The sequence below is a fragment of the Corynebacterium sp. HMSC065H09 genome (genome assembly GCF_001812845.1).
Taxonomy (GTDB): domain Bacteria; phylum Actinomycetota; class Actinomycetes; order Mycobacteriales; family Mycobacteriaceae; genus Corynebacterium; species Corynebacterium jeikeium_D.
Genome location: NZ_KV810589.1, coordinates 236,679 through 259,721, shown reverse-complemented (window position 1 = coordinate 259,721; position 23,043 = coordinate 236,679). Strand labels below are relative to the sequence as shown.

Below are 23,043 nucleotides of genomic sequence, written 5' to 3'. Positions count from 1 at the left end.
AGTCAGACACACTTTTTGCTACTTAACCCGGTTTTGCTGTGTGACCTGAACTATATTCGTCCCTCTCGGGAACTTTTCTGGACTACCATCCGACAATAGGTATAAGGGCAGCGGTCAGACTACTGCTGTTCTTCTCGAACTGTCCCGCTTAAAGGAGTTGAACTGTTCTAGTGAGTCCCCGGGTCGCTTCAGGCGAAACGTTTCGGTTCTCAAAGTCGGGTTTCCGGCGTGCAGTAGCCGCCGCTGCGACGCTTGTAGTCTTTGCAGGCGCGTCAGTTATTAATGCTGGCCCCGCGCATGCTCACGATTCCGTGCTGTCGTCTAACCCAGGCGACAAGCAGGTTCTCGATGAATTTCCGCACCACGTTTCTCTCAAGTTCTCCGGCAACCCCAAGAACAATTTCAACACCGTTGCAATTAGTGATGCAGATGCCAAGGAAGTCCTGTACTCCCACGAGCCAGAGGTAGTGGGTAATGAGGTCTCTTTGGATATCCCTGAGGATATTAATCCAGGCCCTGGTAACTACATCATTGGTTTCCAAATCACCTCCTCTGATGGTCACTCCACCCGAGGAAAGACCTCTTTCTCAGTGGCTGATCCGGATGCTGCTGGCGCAGCCGAAGCCGGGGCAGAATCTCGTCAGACCGGTGCGCACGCCGAGGAAACGAAGTCAATACCGCTATGGGCTTATGGCCTCGGTGGTGGACTCATCGTCATCATCGCCGCTGTCGTCATCGTTATTAATCGAAAGGCAAAATAGACACATGAAGCTCAATCGCACTGCAACTGCACTGATCGCTGGTTCCGCAGCCCTGACCCTTGCTCTGGCAGGTTGCTCGTCCGACGATAACACTGCTGCTGAGGTGACTGAGTCCGCAACCTCCGCTGCGACCGAGGCTACTTCTGAGATGGAGAAGAGTGATGCTGCTGTGCAGCTGGCCGATGCCTACATCAAGGAAAAGCCGGCTGACAAGGGCATGACCGCCATCTTCGGTACGCTGACCAACAACACCGATAAGGACATCAAGGTTTCCTCCTTCAAGCTTGAGGGGCTGAAGGAAGGCACGAAGTTCGAGCAGCACGATACCAAGGACGGCAAGATGTTCGAGGTGCCGGAAGGTTTGACGATTCCTGCTTATGGCGAACTCGTTCTCGAACCGGGTAGCACTCACTTCATGATCATGAACAATGATGAAGCTATGGATGTGGGAGCTGAGTACAAGCTCGTCATTGAGCTTTCCGACAGCTCTAGCATTACCCAGGACGTTGAGGTTCGTGTCCAGCCAGCAGGTGAAGAGGACTACGGTAATGACGGTGACCTGAACAACCCAGAGCACATGGGTGGCGGTGAGATGGATCACTCGGGCCACTAACTTTTGTGACAAGTTGATCAAGCAATCGTTCGTCGTAAAGCGGGCGTGAGCTCAGGTACGTCGAGGAATTGACTAGCTGAATCTAATGGTGGCAGAAGCGCTGGAGTTGGCAGGTTATTGCAGCATATGCAACGAACTCCGGCGCTTTTCTTTTTCCGAAAAAGGTTTTCGATACGGTCGAATTGGATAGGCCAGTGGTTGCGTTGAAGCTATTAAAAAATTGGCGAATCCCCAGCCACCTTATGTGCTCCAGTTCGAAGTAATCAGAAAGGTAAGAGTGCACAAAATGTCCGAAGGCTTTTCCAGAAGGCGTTTTCTTGGCGGGCTCGGCACCGCCGCAGGAGCTTCAGCGCTCGCCCTGGGGGCGCCGGAAGCCCAGGCGATTGGGTTGGAACGTCCACAGGAAGAGCCGCCGAAACCGCCTTTGCAGACAGCAACCGTACCTTTTGATGGCGCCCACCAGGCGGGGATTGCGACGCCCGCACAGGCGAATCTATGGCTAATTGCCTTCAACGTGAGGAAGGGGGTCGATCGCAATCGCCTCCAAAACCTCATGCGTGCCTGGACGGATGATGCCCGCCGAATGACAGCCGGCAAGGCTACTCGAACGGACTTGGAACCTGAGCTCATGGGGAGTCCGGCCAATCTGACTATCACAGTTGGATATGGGGAGAATTTCTTCACAATCATCGATAGGGAAGACCAGAAGCCTGAGTGGCTGGGAGATCTGCCAAAGTACGTTAACGATGAGCTCCGCCCGGAGTGGAACGGCGGAGACCTGTGCCTGCAGATTTGTGCGGACGACCCAGTAATGGTCTCCCATGCGGCCCGAATGATGATCCGAAATGCAGGTTCTTCTTTGGATGTTCACTGGGTACAAGCTGGTTTCCAGCACGCCAATGGTTCTACGCAGGAAGGCGAGACCCCGCGCAATCTCTTCGGTCAGAAGGACGGTACGGTCAACCCGCGCACTCGTGAAGAATTCGACAAGCAGGTGTGGATTGATAGTGGCCCGGACTGGTTGCGGGGCGGTACAGCGATGGTTGTCCGCCGTATTGAAATGGATATTCCAGGCTGGGATGTCTTGGACCGCGAAAGCCGCACTGTTATTACCGGCCGAGATATCGGCACCGGTGCGCCAATTGGCGGTAAGGACGAGTTTGAGACCGTCGACCTGGCGAAGACTGATGAATATGGTCTGCCTCTGACGGATCTGAACAGCCATGTTGCACTGTCAATGCCTCCGAAGGAGAAACCTAATCAAAGGATTCTGCGACGGGTCTACAACTATGACCTGCCACCGGAACCGAATGGTCGATTCGAGACCAACACCGGCCTGGTATTCATTTGTTTCCAGAAGGACCCGTTGGAGCAGTTCGATCCGATTCAGGAGCGGCTGTCCAAGAACGACCGTCTCAATCAGTGGATTTTCCACATTGGATCCGCTGTGTTTGTCATGCCGCGAGGAACTTCTGAGGAGGAGTACTGGGCGCAGGACCTTTTCGAGGCCTGAGTTTTGGCCGTGCGGTAAAGTGTGTGAACGACTGACGAAGGTCACCAGGTATGTGATTTTCGAAGACACTTTGAAAAGGAGTACACGCACGCCGTGTCAGAAGAATTTGCAACCCCAGCACCGTTTTCCGTGCCCGCAGGAGTTTCTGCGGGCGAGGCGATGAGAGACCTGGGTTTCCCGAACAAGGGCGTTGACGCCATCGTTTGTGTCCGCGACCCTGAAGGCAATTTGAAGGATTTGTCCTTTAAGCCAGAAGTGGAAACCGTCTTCGAGCCCGTTCCGGCGAATACTCCGGACGGTCGCGATGTCATCCGCCACTCTGCGACTCACGTGATGGCTCAGGCCGTGCAGTTGGAGTTCCCTGGGACGAAGCTGGGCATTGGCCCTGCCATCGACAATGGTTTCTACTACGACTTCCGTGTCGATGAACCTTTCTCGCCGGAGGATCTCAAGCGCATCGAAAAGCGTATGAAGAAGATCATCAAGTCTGGTCAGCGGTTCGAGCGCTTTGCGTTCGAGTCTGCTGATGAGGCGCAGGAAGCGCTTGCCGACGAGCCGTATAAGCTCGAGCTGATTGTTGAAAAGTCGGCCGGCAAGGTGTCCGAAGATGATGAGGCCAATGTCGACGTCGGTGGTGCAGGTACGACCTTGACCGGCTACCGCAACGTCAATCCGCGTACTGGCGAGACCGAGTGGTTTGATCTTTGCCGCGGCCCGCACGTGCCGACCACTCGTTACATCCCTGCTTTTAAGATCACGCGTTCTTCCGCTGCGTACTGGCGGGGTGACCAATCTCGAGATAACCTGCAGCGTGTTTACGGCACTGCGTGGGAGTCCAAGGAAGCGTTAGACGAGTACCTTGACCGCATGCTCGAGGCTGAGAAGCGCGATCACCGCCGTTTGGGCTCCGAGCTGGATTTGTTCAGCTTCCCGGATGAGATTGGTTCTGGTTTCCCGGTATTCCATGTCAAGGGTGGCATCATCCGCAACGAGATGGAGCAGCACTCCCGTCGCCGTCATATCGAAGCGGGCTATGACTTTGTGAACACGCCGCACGTAACTAAGGGTGACTTGTTCAAGAAGTCTGGTCACCTTGACTTCTACGCGGATGGCATGTTCCCGCCGATGCAGCTCGACGGCGAATATGACGAACACGGCAACTGCACCAAGGCTCCGCAGGACTACTACGTCAAGCCGATGAACTGCCCGATGCACAACCTCATTTTCGCATCGCGTGGTCGCAGCTACCGTGAACTTCCGATTCGTATGTTCGAGTTCGGCACCGTCTACCGCTACGAGAAATCAGGCGTTATCCACGGTCTTACCCGAGCCCGTGGCTTTACGCAGGACGATGCCCACATCTACTGCACCGAGGATCAGCTGGAAGAAGAGCTCACTAATGTCCTCGACTTCATCATTTCGCTTCTGCGTGACTACGGCCTGGATGACTTCTACCTGGAGCTGTCTACGAAGGACGAAAAGAAGTTCGTCGGCTCGGATGAAATTTGGGAGAAGTCCACAGCTATTCTTCAGCGCGTTGCAGATGCTTCTGGCCTCGAGCTCGTTCCTGATCCGGGCGGAGCCGCTTTCTATGGTCCGAAGATTTCCGTCCAAGCCCGCGATGCCATCGGCCGTACTTGGCAGATGTCGACGGTACAGCTCGACTTCAACCTGCCGGAGCGCTTCGAGCTCGAGTACACCGCACCTGACGGAACCAAGAAGCGCCCGATTATGATTCACCGTGCGCTTTTCGGCTCCATCGAACGTTTCTTTGGCGTCCTATTGGAGCACTACGCAGGTGCTTTCCCGGCTTGGCTGGCTCCGGAACAGGTTGTTGGTATTCCGGTTGCGGATGACTGTATCCCACACCTGGAGGACTTTGCTGCACAGCTGAAGTCTCGTGGCATCCGCGTCCACGTGGATACGTCCGATGACCGCATGCAGAAGAAGATTCGCAACCACACCCAGGCCAAGGTTCCGTTCATGATTCTGGCTGGTGCCCGCGACATTGAGGCAGGCGCCGTCAGCTTCCGGTTCCTCGATGGTACCCAGATTAACGGGGTGGCAGTTGAGAAGGCTGTGGACATCATCTGTGATTGGGTTGCTTCGCGGAATAACGAACAGCCGAACAAGGAGAATGTCTCTGCTCTCTAGAGGTCGTTAACGCTCTCTAATTCGACCGCGTTGTTTTAACTGGTGAACCACGCGTGGTAATCCAAAGAAGTTGACCGCGAGGTCGTAAACTACAGCAGAGAAATATATGTGGTCGGGGCTCGAATGGGGTCCCGGCCACGCAACGAAGGGGATGGCAGTGAATCAGTCGGGAAGTGAAGAGTTGCCTCCGCAGCAGCAGGGCAATGCCGGCCAGCAGGAATCGTCTGATGGCGTATACGTCGACAGCGGTTACGGCGAACCGGATCGGCTCACGCGCTTATGGGCACCCTACCGGCTGGACTACATCGTCAAGCGTGGTGTGCATAACTCCAAGCCATCTCGTAACCCCTTCGTTGATTTGCCGAAGCAAAGTGATGAGGAAGCACTCATTATCGCTCGCGGCGAGTGGGTGTACGCCGTTTTGAATCTGTTCCCGTACAACCCAGGGCACCTCATGGTGGTTCCATATCGCGAAGTCGCCAACCTTGAGGACTTGACCGACGAAGAAACAGCCGAGATGATGCGATTTGCCAAGCATGCGGTTCGTACTCTCAAATCGGTTTCGCGCCCGCACGCCGTCAATGTAGGTTTCAACTTAGGCAAGGCCTCCGGCGGTTCGGTCGCCGATCACCTGCATATGCACGTCGTACCGCGCTGGTCGGGTGACAGCAATTTTATGACCGTGATCGATGGCACCAAAGTGTTACCGCAGGCTCTTCGTCAGACTCGCGAGTTGCTTGCCGACGGCTGGCGTGCCCTTAATCAAGAGGATGGGGCAGCATGCTGAGTGTCCGTGGCAGGGCTCCAATCCGCCCAGTAGTTGAACCGATTGCCGCTGCACTTTTGCGGGTCGGCATTAGCCCGAACACGGTCACCCTGGTGGGAACGGTAGTTTCCGTTCTGCTTGCGGTAATCCTGATTCCTACCAACCATCTTTTCGCAGCTGCGGTGTCAATCGCTATTTTCACTGCTTTTGACCTGCTCGATGGCACGATGGCCAGACTTCGAGGGCAGGGAACGAAATACGGAGCGACGCTGGATGCTTCCTGTGACCGCATTACGGATGCTGCACTGTTCGGGGCGATAGCGTATTGGGTGGTGTATCACCATGACGCGGATTCAGTGCTGCTTATTCTGACACTGATCACTATGGGATCTTCCCAGGTCATTTCCTACGTTAAGGCTCGGGCAGAAGCTAGCGGCCTCAAGGTCAACGGCGGTCTCGTCGAACGTGCGGAGCGCCTGATTATCGGTCTAATCGGCATTGGGCTCCAGGGGCTTGGCGTGGACTATGCCCTCTACGTCGCAATGTGGCTCCTGGCGATTGGGTCGGTATTCACCGTCATTCAGCGCTTGTACATGGTGGCTAAGCAGCCAGGAGCGTTGGATCCCATCGCCCCGCCAGAAGGCGCAGCTGATAGTTCATCTATCAACCCTGACTCTGCTACGAAGTCCACGGGTTCGGCTGATTCCAACAACTAAAGGAGGATACGATGACTAGTTTCTTCCTGCCTCGCTCGAAAGATGATTTCGTTGCGCTCGGCTATATGGCCGGGTGGAAGATTTTTGGTCTGCTGCCGGAACGCGTGGCCTACCGCATCGGCAACATAGCCGCCGATCGGGTAGCAGCAAATCCCACGACGACCCGCCAGCTTCGCAAGAACCTGGCTCGCGTTATGGGCTGTCCGCCTGAGGAAGTGCCGCAAGGGCTTATTCGGGCTTCCATGCGTTCCTATCTACGCTATTGGGTGGAGGCATTCCGGTTGCCCTCCATCGCCTCTCCAGAGCTGGCAGACACGGTCGAATCCACCAGCGATGGGCTCGAACGAGTTGCTGAGGCCCTCGAGGCCGGAGATTCCATCGTCATCCCACTGCCGCATTCTGGTAACTGGGATATGGCAGGTATGTGGCTCGTTTCCCGCCATGGCCGGTTCAGTACCGTGGCGGAACGGCTGAAGCCAGAGGTGCTTTACGACGCTTTCGTGGAGTACCGCGAATCCCTCGGATTCCACATTCTCCCGCTTACCGGTGGCAAACCCGCGATGCCGGAACTGCAGAAGCGATTGGAAGACGGTGGCGTTGTGTGCCTGCTGTCTGATCGTGACTTCGGCGGCCACGGGGTCCCGGTCACTTTTTTCGGCGAGCAGACGACAATGCCGGTCGGCGCGGCAAAGCTGGCACAGGACACGGGCGCTCGGCTTATGCCCGCGGGCCTGTCCTACACGCGCGATGGTTGGCGCTTTGTAGCGCATCCATTCGTGCCGACTGAGGGGCGCAATCTAGCTGACATTGTCCAAGACATCGCTACTGTTTTTGAATCTGATATTGCTCAGCATCCAGCGGATTGGCACATGATGCAGCCACTGTGGCCAGCGGATAAGAAGAGGTCAAAGTAGCCGTGCGAATCGGAATGGTGTGCCCGTACTCGTTCGATGTCCCAGGAGGGGTTCAAGCTCACGCGATTGACTTGTGTGAGGAGTTTATCCGTCGCGGCCACGAGGTCAGTCTTATCGGCCCAGCTAGCGCGCAGGCGGACGTGCCGGATTTCGTTGTTCGAGGTGGTGCCGCCATCCCGATTCCGTATAACGGCTCGGTCGCTCGGCTATCTTTTGGTCCCCGCACCAGCCGTCGAGTCCGCACATGGATTGAGGAGGGTAGCTTCGACATTCTTCATATCCATGAGCCGAATTCGCCCAGTTTTTCAATGCTGTCGTTAGTAAACTCGGTCGGGCCGATTGTCGCGACCTATCACTCTGCGGCGACGGACTCCCTAGCATTGAAGTTGGCCACGCCATTTTTGCGGAAGTACCTTGAACGCATTCGGGGAGGCATCGCTGTCTCGGAAGTGGCTCGTCGCTGGCAGGTTGAGCAACTCGGCGGCGACCCGGTTCTCATTCCCAATGGTGTCCGTGTTGGAGATTTCGAGTCCTGCCCGGCCGCCTCATCGTTGCCTGAGATTCCGCCACGGCGTGAAGGGGTCTATCGGCTTGTCTTCCTCGGACGCTTCGACGAATCTCGTAAGGGCTTTGACGTCTTGCTCGACGCGTTGCCAACAATACGTGCGGAGATTCCACAGCTTGAGGTCTGTGTCGTTGGTGATGGTGATATCGCGGCAGCTCGTCGTAAAGCGGGCAGAAACGCAGATGTCCTGCATTTCGTCGGCAGACTGTCGGAGGATGCTAAGGCGTCAATACTCGCCGATGCGGATGCGTACATTGCCCCGCAGCGTGGTGGGGAGAGTTTCGGCATCGTACTGGTAGAGGCGATGGCGGCGGGTGCGCCGGTGATCTCCAGCGACATCGATGCGTTCAAACTCGTGCTTGACGACGGCCATTACGGGCTTCACTTTGAAAACGGTAACTCCGCAGACCTTGCGGATGCAGTCGTACGCCTTTTGACGCAGCCAAAGTTGGGGGAGGAGCTTCGCGCACTCGGGCATAAGCGGGCTTGGGAGTATGACTGGTCGCAGGTCGCCGACGGCGTTCTGCGTGTGTACGATACGGTGCGCATGGATGGCGAAAAGGTCGTCATTGCGCCATAGAGATTTCCGTCGTGGCAGCTGATTAAACGCAGCGGAGTGAAAGTGGGTTTTCGGTGGACGTAACCGTTCCAATCTGGGTCGTTGTCCTAGTCATTGCGCTGATTGTCGTACTCGTTGGCGGTTTGGTGGCTTCATCGACAGCGACGCGTTTGAACCGTATGCACATTCGCACGGACTTGGCGCGTTCTTCACTGGAAGCGGCGTTGGGGCGAAGGGCCGCAGTCGCTCGTGCCGCCTACCCGGAACTCGCCGGGGTAGTGGCGAAGGTGGAAGCCACACCACTTAGAGCCAACAACACTGGGCAGCGTGCAGACGTGGAAAACGAACTGACTAGGAAAATTGTGGCGCTCTATGAGGAACAGCCCGTGGACCGGACGATGGCAATTGAGCTTTCTGACGCCCATACGCGGCTCGAGCTCGCCCGCCGTTTCTACAATGATGCGGTGACGGATACGAAAGCACTGCGAGCCAGGCCGCTAGTGCGCGCGCTGCGGCTGGCGGGCACTGCACCTGAACCGGAATATTTCGATGTTGCAGATGGACTGACAACGGCTTAATTGTGGGAAAACCCGCTGTTGTGCTGGAAGTTCGCGGTGTTTTCTGACTCAATGAACAGCACTGTCTAGTTCAGGCGTTATAGTGTTAAACGACTACAAACAGTCACATTCACCAGTTTTATTAGGGAAGTAGGGTTCGTTGAGCACGGTTGAGAACAACTCCGGGCAGGGCACCGCACGCGTCAAGCGCGGTTTCGCTGAGATGATGAAGGGCGGCGTCATTATGGACGTCGTTACTCCGGAGCAGGCCAAGATCGCTGAGGATGCCGGCGCAACTGCCGTGATGGCGCTGGAGCGCGTCCCCGCCGATATTCGCGCAGAGGGTGGCGTGTCACGTATGTCTGACCCGGACATGATTGAGGGCATTATCAATGCCGTCTCCATTCCGGTTATGGCCAAGGCCCGTATCGGCCACTTTGTTGAGGCACAGGTTCTGCAGTCCCTCGGTGTTGACTTCATTGACGAGTCCGAGGTTCTGACCCCGGCCGACTACTCGAACCACATCGACAAGTTTGACTTCACCGTGCCGTTCGTCTGTGGCGCGACCAACCTGGGTGAAGCTCTGCGCCGCATCAACGAGGGCGCTGCCATGATTCGCTCGAAGGGCGAGGCCGGTACCGGTGATGTCTCCAACGCTGTGACTCACATGCGCACCATCCGCGCTGAGATTAACCGTCTGCGTTCTATGGCTCCGGACGAGCTCTACGTTGCCGCCAAGGAGCTGCAGGCACCGTACGAGCTGGTACGCGAGGTCGCTGAGACCGGTAAGTTGCCAGTCGTGCTGTTCACCGCAGGTGGCATTGCAACTCCGGCTGACGCTGCAATGATGATGCAGCTCGGTGCTGAGGGTGTCTTTGTTGGTTCCGGTATCTTCAAGTCCGGTGATCCGGAGAAGCGCGCCAAGGCTATCGTCCAGGCAACCCAGCACTACGATGATCCGAAGGTCATCGCTGATGTCTCCCGCGGTCTCGGCGAGGCAATGGTCGGCATCAACGTCGACGAGATTCCGCAGCCGCACCGACTCGCTGAGCGTGGCTGGTAAAAATGGCTAACATCCGCGAGGTATTAGATCTGGAGCAGATTGACCGGGACATTTTCCGTGGCCCAGTCATTAAGTCAATCCTGCAGCGCACTTTCGGTGGCCAAGTTGCCGGCCAGTCCCTCGTCGCGGCGACGCGCACGGTGGGTAATACCTTCGCGGTGAACTCCCTCCACGCCTACTTTGTAGGCCCGGGCCGCCCCCATATCCCGACGGTGTACATGGTCAAGCGTATTCGCGATGGACGGTCTTTCTGCCACCGCTCCGTCGAAGCTGTGCAAGATGGCCGTACGATTTTCGTAATGCAGGTCAGCTTCCACCGTAAGGGGGATGAGGGACTCGAGCACTCTGACGTGATGCGCAAGGTGCCAGATCCTGAAGATGTGGTCACCGACACCTCTGAGATGACGAACACACGTCGTCTACTAATGCGCGAGTGGGCGGACTGGGATATCCGGGTAGTGCCGGATGATCAGTTCGAACACAACAAGTACACCCCGTCCCAGCAGCTGGTATGGTTCCGGTGCAAGGATCGCCTGCCGGATAACGAGACCTTCCACGTCTGCACGCTGGCGTACATGTCGGATATGACTTTGCTGTCATCGGCACTCGTTCCGCATCCAGGCGTTGAGGTCCAGGAAGCCAGCCTCGACCACGCGATGTGGTTTATGCGTCCGTTCCGTGCGGATGAATGGCTGCTCTACGACCAGATTTCGCCATCGGCGCACGCGGGTCGCGCATTGACTCACGGTCGCATCTTTAACCAAAAGGGCGAGCTCGTGGCCGTCGTCACGCAGGAAGGGCTGACCCGAAGCCTGGCCCCGGGTGTCGAGCCCGTGCCAGTGGCGACGAACTTCGATGCTCGCAGTGAGAACCTAGATTAATGACACAGGAAACAATCGGTATCCTCGCTCTTCAGGGCAACGTTGCCGAACACGGATATGTGCTTGACCAGCTCGGCGTCCCGCACCGAAAGGTGCGCTTGCCCCGTGATCTGGAAGGGCTTAGCGGCCTAATTTTGCCCGGCGGCGAGTCCACAACCATGAGCAAGCTGATGGTCTTCAATGAGCTTGAAGACCCGCTGCGGGAAGCCCTCCGCGATGGCCTTCCGGCATATGGCACCTGCGCCGGCATGATTTTGCTTGCCGACGAAGTGCTCGATACCCGTCCGGATGCCGTTAGCCTGGGGGCGATTGACATCACCGTCCGTCGTAACGCATTTGGCCGGCAAGTGGATTCCTTCGAAACTGACTTGGATATTCCGCAGCTGGCGATCAGTGGTGACCAGCCGCCTGTACACGCCGCCTTTATTCGCGCACCGTGGGTCGAGCGTGTCGGTGATGATGTTGAGGTGCTAGCGCGGGTGCCAGAATCGGCTGGAGAGACCGCAGGTACAGTGGTCGGAGTACGGCAGGGGGCTGCGATGGCCACCAGCTTTCACCCGGAGTCGACGGGGGAGACGCGGCTCCACGAGTTCTTTTTGCGAGAGCTTGTCGGCATTTAAATCCCCGGTTTGTATAATGAACACCTGACGAATTCCCATCTACATGGGTATTGACGAGAGGAATGGTAGGAACTAGCACATGGCGGGTCATTCAAAATGGGCAACCACAAAGCACAAGAAGGCTGCTAATGACGCCAAGCGCGCCAAAGAGTGGGCAAAGATGATCAAGAACATCGAGGTCGCGGCTCGTACCGGCGGCGGTGATCCTGCTGGTAACCCCACCCTCGATGACATGATTAAGAAGGCCAAGAAGGCCTCGGTTCCCAACGACAACATTGAGCGTGCCCGCAAGCGTGGTTCCGGCGAGGAGTCCGGCGGTGCTGACTGGGAGACCATTGTCTACGAAGGTTACGCACCTGGCGGTGTCGCTTTGATTGTGGAGTGCCTGACCGATAACCGTAACCGTGCTGCTTCCGATGTGCGCTCGGCGTTCAACAAGAACAACGGCAACATGGCAGACAACGGCGCCGTGGCGTACCTCTTCGAAAAGAAGGGTGTCGTCGAGCTGCCGAAGGGCGAGCTGACCGAGGATGACCTGCTTATGGCGGTTCTCGATGCTGGTGCAGAGGAGGTCAACGACCTGGGCGAAAAGTTCGAGGTTGTCTCCGCCTTTACCGATCTGATGAATGTCCGCACCGCTCTTGTCGATGCCGAAATGGAGTACGACTCCGCAGATCAGGACTACCGCGCTTCTACCACGGTGGCTCTCGATGCTGACGGTGCACGCAAGCTCTTCCGTCTGATTGACGCTCTCGAAGAGTCCGACGACGTGCAGAACGTCTACTCGAACGCCGACATCAGCGACGAGGTTATCGCCGAACTCGAAGACTAGGCGTTTGCTTGGCGACGGTTCCGCTGACCGGCTTCCCGGCGTTAAAGGGGTGCCCGCGCAGGGTAGTCCGCAGCGCTGAATTGCGCGGTGAGCTGGTGTGAATGGAAGATCCCCATCGGAGAGTCGTCCGATGGGGATCTTTTTTTTTGGGGGGGGGGAGACAGGCAGAGTCAAAGAGTGTGTCTGATCCTCAAGATAGCGACTGGTCAGAGCCCGCCTGCGGGTAGCTCCACACCCTGGGGGGGGTAAGGAGAAAAACCGACAACCCGACACACTGGCAACCTCAAAAAATTACGGGCTGCGCGTGTGAATACGGCTGCAAATGTGAAACTGTGCGAGTTTATGTCACTATCAGACGATTTTTCAGGTCATTTTTGTCATAAACGCAGTCAGTAACTCGCATTGGGGTAAGTAGCGAAGGGTGCCCGCCCGCCGACGCACCGGTCGACACGCCAGACGGACACACTTTTGCCAATAAACCCGATTTTGGTTTCTGAAAGTTTTAGTAGAACCGTTTTAAGAGAACCACTGAGTCGGAGGTCCCGCCATCAGCAACAGTGTGAAGACCACGGCGAGAACAATCAGGATGACGAATGCCGAGATAAACGGGCGGCGAATAATCATCGCGAGTGCCCACTCGAAAATGCCCTGTGGCTCCTCGGATTCGTCGGTAAAGCGCCAGGGCCGATCCAAGAGGCCTGCCTTCAGGGTGTTTCGTTCAAACGGATAGGTTGCGAATGGAATGATAGAAGAGGCGAGGCCGATGACACCGCGGCCAAAGCTCCACTGCTGGTTGATCCACACCATGATGGTGGTGACTACGTAGCACAGGAACGTAAAACCGTGGATGCCGCCGAAGATGGTGGTGGCGATGTCAGTGACTTTGAACAGGTACTTCAGTGCCAGCCCCAAGAGCAGCAGAGCCCACGTGACCATTTCAGCTGCAGCGAGAACGCCGTAGAGCTTCTTCGGTGAATTCATGGTGTTAAACCTATCAGAGCCAACGGTTGGTACCCCGTGTAGCTACGATACAAACAGCTGTTCGAAATGTGGTATTAGTGGAGAGGTGAATTATCGAGCTGGATCTCTGCGGGTGATGGGTATCGACCCTGGCCTTACTCGTTGTGGTCTCTCCATTGCGGAAGGTGCTCAGGGCAGGAAAGTCATTCCCATTGCGGTGGGGGTCGCCCGCACACCAACCACGGCATCGTTGGAGGATCGTCTTCTACGGCTTTCCAATGCCGTGGAGCAGTGGATGGATGAGTACGAGCCGGACGTGGTTGCGATGGAACGGGTATTCGAGCGCGGCAACGTGTCCACCGTAATGCAGACTGCGCACGCGGTTGGTGTCCTTGTCCTCGCTGCGGCTAGACGCGGTTTGGAAGTGCATATGTACACGCCGTCGGAGGTAAAGAAGGCGCTTACCGGCAACGGCCGGGCCGATAAGAAGCAGATGACCATGATGGTGACGAGAATCCTCGGGTTGGAAACTCCGCCAAAACCTGCGGACGCAGCGGATGCGTTGGCCATCGCTATCTGCCACTGTTGGCGTGGTCCGGTTCTGCAACGCCAGCGCGACACCTTGGCTGCGCTTGCTAAGCAGCACGAGGAGCGGGAGCTGGAGCTTTCTCGCCGTGAGAATCCCTCGCGGTAGGGGGATCTTGCTAGAGAACACTTGTGAGTTCGGCGTTTATCGCGGTGTCTTTAGGGAAGCCGTAGTGAAAGGAATTGTAAGAAGTGATTGCATCTCTTCGCGGTGAGGTTATCGATCTCGGTGCGGACTATTGCGTTATCGAGTGCGGTGGTGTCGGGCATTTGGTCACCATTACGGGCAGGTTAGCTTCTCAGTTGGTGAGGCATGAGCAGACTTTCATGTTGACCACAATGGCGGTTCGTGAAGATGCGATTACGCTTTTTGGTTTTGCCAACTCGCAGGAACGTGAGATGTTTGCGCTCTTGCGCACTGTCTCGACAGTGGGGCCAAAAGTAGCGATGTCTGTTCTATCGGTACTGTCGCCGGCCGAGATTGCCAATGCGGTTGCCTCAAAGAATGCCAAGGCCCTCCAGGCGGCTAACGGCGTCGGCAAGCGATTGGCGGAGCGCCTGTTGGTTGAGTTGAAGGATAAGGTCGAGGTTTTCGCGGATAGGGCGGTATCCCAGCCGGAGGAAGCTGCAAGCGGAGCAGCGCCTGGCATTGTTTTGAAGGCAGATCTGGATCAGGTCGTTGGTGCTTTGGTCGGGCTTGGGTTCCCGGAAGCTGATGCGAATGAGGCAGCGGAGACTGTTGTTCGGATTGATCCGACCTTGGATACATCAATGGCGCTGAAGGCGGCGCTAAAGACATTGGGCGAAAAGTAAATCCAGGTCGAGGACCTGCAGCTACATTGATGATGAAAAATGGCAGTGCACTAGGATGAGGGGACTATGAGCGATATCGAGCGCACGGAGTTTAACGTGTCGGGCAATCCCTTCAGGGACTCTTTAGATGGAGCAGCCAACGACCATTTTGGCGGTGGGGGAAATGGTGCACAACGTGATGTCGATGCCCGCGCTCAGGTCGAGGAAGTCGATGCGGAATCGAACCTGCGACCAAAGTCGTTAGGGGAGTTTATCGGCCAACCCAAGGTCCGCGAGCAGCTGGATTTGGTGCTCTCCGGGGCACGGGGACGAAATGTGACTCCGGACCACATTCTGCTGTCGGGACCTCCCGGCCTGGGTAAGACCACCATGGCCATGATTATTGCGCAGGAGATGGGGTCGTCCCTGCGAATGACGTCCGGTCCGGCGCTTATTCGCGCTGGCGATTTGGCAGCAATGCTATCGAACCTGCTCGAGGGCGATGTACTCTTCATTGACGAGATCCACCGCATTGCCAGGCCCGTGGAGGAAATGCTCTACATGGCAATGGAAGATTTCCGTATTGATGTCATCGTGGGCAAGGGGCCTGGAGCTACGTCAATTCCACTCGAGATTCCACCTTTTACGCTGGTAGGCGCAACGACGCGCTCGGGTATGCTGACTGGCCCACTGCGTGACCGTTTCGGTTTTACTGCGCAGATGGAGTTCTACGAGGTCGAGGATCTGACAAAGGTGGTTACCCGTGCCGCTGGGATCCTCGGGGTGGATATCAGCCCAGAGGCTGCAGTGGAGATTGCCTCGCGTTCGCGAGGTACCCCGCGAATTGCCAACCGCCTACTGCGTCGCGTTCGCGATTTCGCAGATGTTCACTCCGGTGGCGTTATTGATCTTGGTGCGGCCAAGGCGGCGTTGATTGTCTTCGATGTCGATGAGCTTGGGCTGGACCGCTTGGACCGCGCAGTGCTGACTGCCCTGGTCAAGGGGCACGGTGGCGGCCCGGTGGGCGTGAATTCCCTGGCGCTGGCAGTCGGTGAGGAGCCCTCGACTGTGGAAGAAGTGTGCGAGCCCTACTTGGTCCGTGCCGGGATGATTGCGCGTACATCGCGCGGACGTGTTGCAACTGCCCGAGCATGGCGGCACTTGGGGTTGCAGCCTCCGGAGGGAACTATCGGAGAATAGCTTTCTCATCGACCTGGCCGGGGCAGTGTGGAATTGCTAGCTGGCAATTCGTTAAACTCGGCAGACATGGATCAAACTATTCTCCTCCTACTTATTTTCTTGTTCCTGGCGCTGCCAATTTGGCAGATCATCAAGCAGAACAAGCAGGTGCGCACCATTCGGGACATGCAGGATAAGTTGGCCCCGGGCGCAGAGGTCATCACCGGTTCCGGTATGCATGGTGTGGTCGTTGATACGACCGAAACAACCGTCGACCTGATTATCGCTGACGGCATCGTGACCCGGTGGGAAAAGGGCGCCATTGCCCGCAACCTCACCACCGGTACCGGAGCTAGCTACGCTCACCGTGATCGACGTGGCCGTGTTTCCGATGCGCCAGATGACCACGTCGGCGATGTCCAAGAAATCACCGGCCACGGTCCGGATGACAATGCCGCTTCGGACATCAATGAGCAGGTCGAGAACCCGAATACTCCGAGTAACTCGGATAACACGGGTACAGACGGTTCCACTTCCACCGAAAAGCAGTAGCAGTTTTTTGCACGCCCACGCCCTGCTGGTTTGCATGCATCCAAGCTGTAGCGTGCGCCGTGGGGTTAGCGGGCGCGTCCCAGGTTTCGCCGTCGGCAAGCGTGGGCAAGATTTTCACTAAATAGGTACAAGTCAAAACCGGCGCACTACGCTAAATCGGTTATTCTCTAGCGGTTGGTGTTTATAGCTTTGCTTAGCGACGCCCGCAATGCCTCTTCCTGGTATCGCGCGATTTCGCGGTGCGGTTATAGACCTGCGTTTCTACCCGAAGCGCTTAAGTACCTAAACGTCACGATTCAGGAGACTTTGCTTTGAACAGCAAATCCAGATCCGGTGCGAATACATTCAAGAGGAACTGGCCGCAGTGGCTGTTGGCACTGTTTGTTGGCTTCCTCATCCTTACGTACGCACTCGTCTTTTTCACCGGCGGCGGATCAGCCAAGCCAAAGTTGGGCATCGACTTGCAGGGTGGTACCCGAGTAACCTTGGTGCCGCAGGGCGAAAAGCCGACGCGCGATCAGCTGGACCAGGCTCGCAAGATTCTGGAGAACCGCGTAAACGGCATGGGCGTCAGCGGCGCTCAAGTTGTCACCGACGGTGACACGCTGGTCATTACCGTGCCGGGTGAAGACTCACAGGAGGCGCGTACGCTCGGCCAGACTTCGCAGCTCTTCTTCCGTCCGGTAGAACAGCCCACCCAGGGCCCTGATGAAGCTGCCTTTGGCGAGGTAGTTAAGAAGACTGCTGAAGATTGGGTGTCAGTCGGTGTCCTGTCGAAGGAGGACGCCGCCAAGCGTGTTGATGACCTCTACAAGGACATGAACGAAACGCAGAAGCGTGCAATTGATGCCTTCAAGGAACAGAACCCAGATCAGCCGGTTCCCGAGGAGCTGTCCAAGTCGCTGGGCGAGGCCCCGAAGTTGGACGCAACAGCTCCGGCAAAGCCGGCGAACTCAATTGAAGCGGCCGAGCTGCGTACGAAGGTTCGTGACGTGCTGTTGGCGACTCGCCAGTCCGAAGACCCAACGACACAGTTTGCAGCCGCTGCGCTGATGACCTGCGATAACCGCGATGCAGTTGATCCGCTACAGGGTGCCGATGACCCGGCCAAGCCGCTGGTGACCTGTGCGCCCGAAGGCGGTAAAGCCATCTTCCTGGGCAAGGCTCCGCTGTTGATTGGGCAGGAGGACGAGGCCAAGGGCCAGCGTCTGTCCGGCGACGCTATTGATACCAATGCGCCGATTAACGGTGGTTACGATCAGCAGTCTGGTCAGATTCAGGTCTCCTTTAGCTTCAAGTCCGGGAAGAATGACACCGGCGCTCGCACATGGACCAAGTTGACCAATGACTACCTGCAGCGGCAGGTCGCTATCGTGTTGGACTCGAAGGTCATTTCCGCCCCGGTGATTCAGGAGGCAACCCCAGTTGGTTCTGCCACCCGCATCACGGGCGACTTCTCAATCGACGAGGCACAGGGGCTGGCCAATAACCTGCGTTATGGTGCACTGCCGCTGTCGTTCGCAGGTGAGGACGGCGAGCCGGGCGGCACCACCACGACTATCCCGGCCATGCTTGGTTCGGCTTCCTTGGAAGCCGGTCTGCTTGCCGGCATTATCGGTATCGCCCTGATTGTCGTCTACGCGATTGCTCTCTACCGCGGCCTGGGCGTGATTTCGCTGGTTTCGCTGGCAGCAGCTGGAGCGATGGTCTACGGCGTCCTTGTCCTTCTTGGTCGTTGGATTGGCTACTCGCTCGATCTCGCTGGCATCGCCGGCATCATCATCTCTATCGGCGTAACGGCTGACTCCTTCATCGTCTTCTTCGAACGCATTAAGGACGAAATCCGCGCGGGTAGAACTTTCCGCTCCGCGGTTCCGCACGCTTGGCGACGAGCACGGCGCACCATCCTATCGGGTAACTTTGTGTCCATCATTGCGGCTGTGGTTCTTTACATCCTGGCCGTTGGCGATGTCCGCGGTTTCGCATTCACACTTGGTCTCTCCACAGCATTCGACATTGTGACGGCTTTCCTCGTGACTGCGCCGTTGGTCATCCTGGCTACTCGTAAGTGGCCAGCTTTGTCCAAGCCGTCGATGAACGGCTTCGGCTCGGTCATGGAGATTGCACAGAGGAATAAGACTGTAGCTGCCGGTAAGAAGGCCGGAGCCTCCGATGCCTCCGCCAGTACGGCTGCCGACACCGGTGCAGCTCACTCCAGCGCGAATGAGGGGAAGTAGGAATCCATGAATACTACTCAGACGAATCCGGCGCTAATCACTGAGCCAGAAAGCGTGAAAGACGACTCCTTCTTCCGCCGCCTCTACACCGGCGAGGGTGGAATCAACATCGTCGGCAAGCGGAAGCGCTGGTACCAGATTGCCGTCGCCATCATCGTTGTTGCTTTCGCAGCGATGCTGATTCGCGGGTTCAGCTTCGGTATCGACTTCGAGGGCGGTACCAAGATGACTATGCCGCCGGCCTCAGTGACAACTGAGCAGGCCGAGGAGGTTTTCACTGAGGCGACCGGCGTGAAGCCGGAGCTGGTGCAAATTATCGGTTCTGGTGAGGGCCGAATCCTGGAGATCACCTCTGAGAAGCTGACTCAGGACGAGATTAATAGTGCTCGTATCGCGTTGAATGATGCATTCAAGCCCGTCGATGTACAGGGGCAGCAGACCCCGGATGCCATTGGTGACTCGACCGTGTCGGAGTCGTGGGGCTCTTCGATTACCAACCGAATGCTGCTGGCTGCAGTGGTGTTCCTGGGTCTGGTGTTCATCTACATCACCATTCACTTCGAGCGCGACATGGCCATTGCCGCAATTCTCGCCCTGGTTGTGGATGCAATCGTGATTATGGGCATCTACGCGCTCATTGGTCTTGACGTCACCCCGGCAACCATTATCGGCTTGCTGACAGTGCTGTCGTTCTCCCTGTACGACACCGTCGTGGTTTTCGACAAGGTCGACGAGAACACGGCAGGCTATCGTTCATCGACCCGTAGAAGTTACGCCGAGTTGGTGAACCTGGCGGTCAACCAAACCATCATGCGTTCTATCAACACCACGGTGTCGACGCTCCTGCCAATCCTGGCACTGATGGTCATCGCCGTGGGCATGCTAGGGGTCGGAACGCTGAAGGACCTTGCACTCGTTCAGCTCATCGGCATTATTCAAGGTACGTTCTCTTCGATCTTCCTGGCTTCGTCGCTGTTGGTGTCTCTTAAGTCGCGGCAGCGTGAATACCGCAAGCATGAAGAGGCGGTACTGTCTGCCCGCGCAAAGGCATCTGAGGGAGCCGGTTCGGGCACCGATTCCGCCACCACTGATGTTGCGGAGGACTCGGGCTCGAAGGAGCCGTCGGCAAGCGAGATGGAGCAGTCGACGCCGAAACGAACGGTGACGACTCCGAAGCTTGAGGGCGATGAAGACAAGCCGCTGTCCTGGCGTCCGGGGCAGTAGGAGGTAGCGCCTCCCAGTGGTTCGGGTGAAACTACTTTAAAAGCGCATTGTGCGGGTATCGTTGACAGGTACCCGCACTTTTTCTTTTCGCCGAAAAGGAGCTTAAACCTGTGTCGTATGCACACGCGCGTGAGGCATTAGCCGATCAGATTCGGTTCGTGCCCGATTTTCCAGTTGAGGGCGTACTCTTCGAGGACCTGACGCCGGCGCTTGCCGACGCCACGACGTTCGCCCTGATTGTGGACGAGATTTCCGCCAAGGTGGAAGAGTTCGGGGCTGATGTTATAGGCAGCCTAGATGCGCGTGGATTCCTGCTGGGTTCTGCGGTGGCGTACAAGCTTGGACTGGGAGTGCTCGCTATTCGTAAGAAGGGTAAGCTACCACCGCCTGTGCTGACCGAGACCTATGAACTGGAATATGGTACGGCCGCGCTTGAGATTCCGGCTAGTGGGTTTGAGCTGAAGGGCAAGAAGGCCGTACTTGTCGACGATGTGTTGGCAACTGGTGGCACCCTGTGTGCAGCTCGCGCCCTGCTGGAGACAGCTGGTGTCGAGGTAACCGGGCTGTGCACCGTGCTGGAGGTTGAAGGCCTGGGAGCTCGGGAGAAGCTTGCTGATCTGCCTCTGTACGTGGTTAATAAGGGGTGAATGAGCCATGGCTGAAGGGCCCGCACGCCGTTATGGTGCCCGCCTAGCGCGAAGCCTTACCGGAAACAGAACGAAGACCCGCCCGGTGCTAGATCCCCTTGTCGCGGTGCATCGACAGGTGCATCCGCGCGCGGATTTAGCTGTGCTTCAGCGTGCCTACGATACCGCCGAGCGCCTTCACGACGGCGTGTACCGGAAATCCGGCGAGCCATACATCACTCACCCGCTTGCAGTCGCCACTATTGCCGCCGAGATCGGCATGGATACCACCACGCTGGTGGCAGCGCTGCTACATGACACGGTCGAAGATACCGATTACACGCTGGAGGACCTGGAACGGGACTTCGGCCCAGAAGTCGCACGACTGGTCGACGGCGTGACCAAATTGGACAAGGTTGCGTTGGGCTCCGCCGCCGAGGCAGAGACCGTGCGAAAGATGATTATCGCCATGAGCCAGGACCCGCGCGTGCTGGTTATCAAGGTGGCCGACCGACTGCATAACATGCGCACAATGCGCTTCCTGCCGCCGGAAAAGCAGGCTAAGAAGGCCCGCGAGACCCTCGAGGTGATTGCACCCCTGGCGCATCGTTTGGGAATGGCCAGCGTGAAGTGGGAGTTGGAAGATCTCTCCTTCGCCATTTTGTACCCGAAGAAGTACGACGAGATTGTGCGTTTGGTCGCAGATCGAGCGCCGCAGCGGGACCGGTACATCCAGGAAGTCTCCGAGATGATTCAGAAGGATCTGAAGGAGTCTCACATTGCTGCTGAGGTACAGGGCAGGCCGAAGCACTACTGGTCGATTTATCAGAAGATGATTGTCCGCGGCCATGAGTTCGACGAGATTTTTGACCTGGTCGGACTTCGAGTTCTGGTGGACACGACCAAGGACTGCTATGCCGCCATGGGTGCCGTCCACTCGCTGTTCAAACCCATGCCGGGGCGATTCAAGGACTATATTTCCGCGCCGCGTTTCGGGGTTTACCAGTCGTTGCACACAACGGTCATCGGTCCAGGTGGCTCCCCGCTAGAAGTGCAGATTCGCACCCATGAGATGCACTACAACGCTGAGTACGGCATTGCCGCACACTGGCGCTACAAGGAAACCAAGGGCTCTCACAAGGGAGATTCCGCCGAAGTCGATCAGATGGCGTGGATGCGTCAGCTGCTGGATTGGCAGCGCGAGGCCGCAGATCCTAACGAGTTCCTGGACTCCCTGCGCTATGACCTCTCAGTCACTGAAATTTTTGCGTTCACGCCTAAGGGCGATGTCATCACATTGCCTGCGGACTCCACGCCGGTCGACTTTGCCTACGCGGTCCATACTGAAGTAGGTCACCGCTGTATTGGTGCCAAAGTCAACGGCAAGCTAGTGGCGTTGGAATCACCGCTAAAAACTGGCGACCGCGTCGAGATTTTCACGTCCAAGGATGCCGATTCCGGTCCGTCTAAGGACTGGGAGAAGTTTGTTAAAACTCCACGTGCGCGGGCAAAGATCCGTCAGTGGTTTGCCAAGGAGCGCCGCGAAGAGGCACTCGATGCCGGCCGTGACGCGCTGGCTGCAGAGGTACAGCGCGGCGGTCTGCCGATGCACCGCCTGTTCACTCCGGCGTCCATCAAGCAGATTGCCTCCGAGCTGCACTATGCGGATGTCGATGCGCTCTATACCGCTATCGGTAAGGGGCAGGTCTCAGCGCAGCATGTGACTCACCGGCTGATGGCGCAGTTCTCGAGCGCGGACGATGCCGAAGAGCAGTTGGTCTCCCGCACGCCAATTTCAAAGATGAACGTGCACAACACTCCGCGCCGCGCTGACAGCACGGGTGTGTTGGTAGAAGGCAGCGCGGATATGGCCGCTAAGCTCGCCAAATGCTGTACGCCTGTGCCGGGCGATGCCATCTTTGGCTTCGTCACCCGCGGCGGTGGGGTCAGTGTGCACCGTACGGACTGCACTAATGCGGAGAAACTGCACCAGGAGCCCGAGCGCATTATCGAGGTTTCCTGGGCAACGGATTCCTCCGGTGCGGTCTTCATGGTTACGGTGCAAATCGAAGCACTTGACCGTCACGGACTGCTCTCGGAGATCACTCGCGTTTTCTCCGATCAGAAGGTCTCAATCCTGTCGACGTCCTCTCATACCTCCGATGACCGCGTTGCCGTAATGCGTTTTAGCTTCGAGGTTTCGGACACTAAGCAGATGGGCTATATCTTCAACATTCTGCGCGGTGTCGAGGGAGTGTTCGATGTCTACCGCATTACTTCTGGTCAGTAGGCGGTTTAGTAGCCATCGATATGTGAAAAAGGATGAGACCGCGTAGATACTAAAACAGGACCAAGGTGATTCACCTTGACCCTG

General features: G+C 57.0%; 22 protein-coding genes. 21 read left to right on the top strand and 1 reads right to left on the bottom strand.

What is annotated here, in order from left to right:
• Positions 1-170: 170 nt before the first annotated feature.
• From HMPREF2878_RS07125 to HMPREF2878_RS07065, 13 genes are all read left to right on the top strand, one after another.
• The gene (locus HMPREF2878_RS07125) at positions 171-761 is read left to right on the top strand and encodes a copper resistance CopC family protein (RefSeq protein ID WP_040361738.1); all 591 of its coding nucleotides are present in this window, start codon (positions 171-173) and stop codon (positions 759-761) included.
• A 4-nt stretch (positions 762-765) separates the two neighbouring features.
• Entirely contained in the window at positions 766-1,374 is a 609-nt protein-coding gene (locus HMPREF2878_RS07120) for a copper chaperone PCu(A)C (RefSeq protein ID WP_070653120.1), read from the top strand.
• 286 nt (positions 1,375-1,660) lie between these two features.
• On the top strand, positions 1,661-2,887 hold the full coding sequence (locus tag HMPREF2878_RS07115; RefSeq protein ID WP_070653118.1) for a Dyp-type peroxidase: 1,227 nt from the start codon (positions 1,661-1,663) through the stop codon (positions 2,885-2,887).
• A gap of 159 nt (positions 2,888-3,046) precedes the next feature.
• Entirely contained in the window at positions 3,047-5,041 is a 1,995-nt protein-coding gene (thrS, locus tag HMPREF2878_RS07110) for a threonine--tRNA ligase (protein WP_222865459.1), read from the top strand.
• Positions 5,042-5,192: 151 nt separating this feature from the next.
• The gene (locus HMPREF2878_RS07105; protein WP_042388668.1) at positions 5,193-5,828 is read left to right on the top strand and encodes an ATP adenylyltransferase; all 636 of its coding nucleotides are present in this window, start codon (positions 5,193-5,195) and stop codon (positions 5,826-5,828) included.
• A complete protein-coding gene (pgsA, locus tag HMPREF2878_RS07100; protein ID WP_049193676.1) occupies positions 5,822-6,523 on the top strand; it encodes a phosphatidylinositol phosphate synthase in 702 nt (233 codons plus the stop codon). The genes HMPREF2878_RS07105 and pgsA overlap by 7 nt, the downstream gene beginning before the upstream one ends.
• An 11-nt stretch (positions 6,524-6,534) precedes the next feature.
• Positions 6,535-7,437, top strand: coding sequence for a phosphatidylinositol mannoside acyltransferase (locus tag HMPREF2878_RS07095; protein ID WP_070429454.1), 903 nt, complete (start codon positions 6,535-6,537; stop codon positions 7,435-7,437).
• A 2-nt stretch (positions 7,438-7,439) separates the two neighbouring features.
• Entirely contained in the window at positions 7,440-8,582 is a 1,143-nt protein-coding gene (locus tag HMPREF2878_RS07090; RefSeq protein WP_048731326.1) for a glycosyltransferase family 4 protein, read from the top strand.
• A 53-nt stretch (positions 8,583-8,635) separates the two neighbouring features.
• Positions 8,636-9,139, top strand: a complete 504-nt coding sequence (locus tag HMPREF2878_RS07085) for an NUDIX hydrolase (protein WP_070595762.1) — start codon at positions 8,636-8,638, stop codon at positions 9,137-9,139.
• 139 nt (positions 9,140-9,278) lie between these two features.
• The gene (gene pdxS, locus HMPREF2878_RS07080; protein ID WP_005511452.1) at positions 9,279-10,181 is read left to right on the top strand and encodes a pyridoxal 5'-phosphate synthase lyase subunit PdxS; all 903 of its coding nucleotides are present in this window, start codon (positions 9,279-9,281) and stop codon (positions 10,179-10,181) included.
• A gap of 2 nt (positions 10,182-10,183) precedes the next feature.
• Positions 10,184-11,062, top strand: coding sequence for an acyl-CoA thioesterase (locus tag HMPREF2878_RS07075; RefSeq protein WP_016422678.1), 879 nt, complete (start codon positions 10,184-10,186; stop codon positions 11,060-11,062).
• Entirely contained in the window at positions 11,062-11,682 is a 621-nt protein-coding gene (gene pdxT, locus HMPREF2878_RS07070) for a pyridoxal 5'-phosphate synthase glutaminase subunit PdxT (RefSeq protein ID WP_048731318.1), read from the top strand. The genes HMPREF2878_RS07075 and pdxT overlap by 1 nt, the downstream gene beginning before the upstream one ends.
• Positions 11,683-11,761: 79 nt before the next feature.
• Entirely contained in the window at positions 11,762-12,514 is a 753-nt protein-coding gene (locus HMPREF2878_RS07065; protein ID WP_048731316.1) for a YebC/PmpR family DNA-binding transcriptional regulator, read from the top strand.
• A 516-nt stretch (positions 12,515-13,030) separates the two neighbouring features.
• Here HMPREF2878_RS07065 and HMPREF2878_RS07060 read toward each other — a convergent pair.
• Positions 13,031-13,495: a DUF3817 domain-containing protein gene (locus HMPREF2878_RS07060; RefSeq protein ID WP_049190796.1), complete on the bottom strand. Its 465-nt coding sequence runs from the start codon at positions 13,493-13,495 to the stop codon at positions 13,031-13,033.
• Positions 13,496-13,610: 115 nt separating this feature from the next.
• On the opposite strand from HMPREF2878_RS07060, the gene ruvC reads away from it, so the two are divergent.
• The 8 genes from ruvC (at position 13,611) to HMPREF2878_RS07020 (ending at position 22,959) form a co-directional block, all read left to right on the top strand.
• Complete coding sequence (gene ruvC, locus HMPREF2878_RS07055) at positions 13,611-14,168, top strand: crossover junction endodeoxyribonuclease RuvC (protein WP_048731311.1); 558 nt, start codon at positions 13,611-13,613, stop codon at positions 14,166-14,168.
• A gap of 83 nt (positions 14,169-14,251) precedes the next feature.
• The gene (ruvA, locus tag HMPREF2878_RS07050) at positions 14,252-14,872 is read left to right on the top strand and encodes a Holliday junction branch migration protein RuvA (RefSeq protein ID WP_048731308.1); all 621 of its coding nucleotides are present in this window, start codon (positions 14,252-14,254) and stop codon (positions 14,870-14,872) included.
• Positions 14,873-14,938: 66 nt separating this feature from the next.
• Positions 14,939-16,051 carry a Holliday junction branch migration DNA helicase RuvB gene (gene ruvB / locus HMPREF2878_RS07045; RefSeq protein ID WP_049190793.1) on the top strand — a complete coding sequence of 371 codons (1,113 nt, stop codon included), beginning with the start codon at positions 14,939-14,941 and terminating at the stop codon, positions 16,049-16,051.
• A gap of 66 nt (positions 16,052-16,117) precedes the next feature.
• On the top strand, positions 16,118-16,582 hold the full coding sequence (yajC, locus tag HMPREF2878_RS07040; RefSeq protein WP_049190818.1) for a preprotein translocase subunit YajC: 465 nt from the start codon (positions 16,118-16,120) through the stop codon (positions 16,580-16,582).
• A gap of 311 nt (positions 16,583-16,893) precedes the next feature.
• Complete coding sequence (secD, locus tag HMPREF2878_RS07035; RefSeq protein WP_049190792.1) at positions 16,894-18,819, top strand: protein translocase subunit SecD; 1,926 nt, start codon at positions 16,894-16,896, stop codon at positions 18,817-18,819.
• A 6-nt stretch (positions 18,820-18,825) separates the two neighbouring features.
• Entirely contained in the window at positions 18,826-20,043 is a 1,218-nt protein-coding gene (gene secF, locus HMPREF2878_RS07030; RefSeq protein WP_070567154.1) for a protein translocase subunit SecF, read from the top strand.
• 110 nt (positions 20,044-20,153) lie between these two features.
• Complete coding sequence (locus HMPREF2878_RS07025; protein WP_016422687.1) at positions 20,154-20,690, top strand: adenine phosphoribosyltransferase; 537 nt, start codon at positions 20,154-20,156, stop codon at positions 20,688-20,690.
• Positions 20,691-20,697: 7 nt separating this feature from the next.
• Positions 20,698-22,959 (top strand): RelA/SpoT family protein, encoded by a 2,262-nt coding sequence (locus HMPREF2878_RS07020; RefSeq protein ID WP_070653115.1) that lies wholly within the window; start codon positions 20,698-20,700, stop codon positions 22,957-22,959.
• Positions 22,960-23,043 lie beyond the last annotated feature (84 nt).

Coding starts and splice junctions, on each gene's coding strand:
- HMPREF2878_RS07120 (WP_070653120.1), top strand. CDS start 766: ATGAAGCTCAATCGCACTGCAACTGCACTGATCGCTGGTTCCGCAGCC.
- HMPREF2878_RS07115 (WP_070653118.1), top strand. CDS start 1,661: ATGTCCGAAGGCTTTTCCAGAAGGCGTTTTCTTGGCGGGCTCGGCACC.
- thrS (WP_222865459.1), top strand. CDS start 3,047: ATGAGAGACCTGGGTTTCCCGAACAAGGGCGTTGACGCCATCGTTTGT.
- HMPREF2878_RS07105 (WP_042388668.1), top strand. CDS start 5,193: ATGGCAGTGAATCAGTCGGGAAGTGAAGAGTTGCCTCCGCAGCAGCAG.
- pgsA (WP_049193676.1), top strand. CDS start 5,822: ATGCTGAGTGTCCGTGGCAGGGCTCCAATCCGCCCAGTAGTTGAACCG.
- HMPREF2878_RS07095 (WP_070429454.1), top strand. CDS start 6,535: ATGACTAGTTTCTTCCTGCCTCGCTCGAAAGATGATTTCGTTGCGCTC.
- HMPREF2878_RS07075 (WP_016422678.1), top strand. CDS start 10,184: ATGGCTAACATCCGCGAGGTATTAGATCTGGAGCAGATTGACCGGGAC.
- pdxT (WP_048731318.1), top strand. CDS start 11,062: ATGACACAGGAAACAATCGGTATCCTCGCTCTTCAGGGCAACGTTGCC.
- HMPREF2878_RS07065 (WP_048731316.1), top strand. CDS start 11,762: ATGGCGGGTCATTCAAAATGGGCAACCACAAAGCACAAGAAGGCTGCT.
- HMPREF2878_RS07060 (WP_049190796.1), bottom strand. CDS start 13,495: ATGAATTCACCGAAGAAGCTCTACGGCGTTCTCGCTGCAGCTGAAATG.
- ruvC (WP_048731311.1), top strand. CDS start 13,611: ATGGGTATCGACCCTGGCCTTACTCGTTGTGGTCTCTCCATTGCGGAA.
- ruvB (WP_049190793.1), top strand. CDS start 14,939: ATGAGCGATATCGAGCGCACGGAGTTTAACGTGTCGGGCAATCCCTTC.
- yajC (WP_049190818.1), top strand. CDS start 16,118: ATGGATCAAACTATTCTCCTCCTACTTATTTTCTTGTTCCTGGCGCTG.
- secF (WP_070567154.1), top strand. CDS start 18,826: ATGAATACTACTCAGACGAATCCGGCGCTAATCACTGAGCCAGAAAGC.
- HMPREF2878_RS07020 (WP_070653115.1), top strand. CDS start 20,698: ATGGCTGAAGGGCCCGCACGCCGTTATGGTGCCCGCCTAGCGCGAAGC.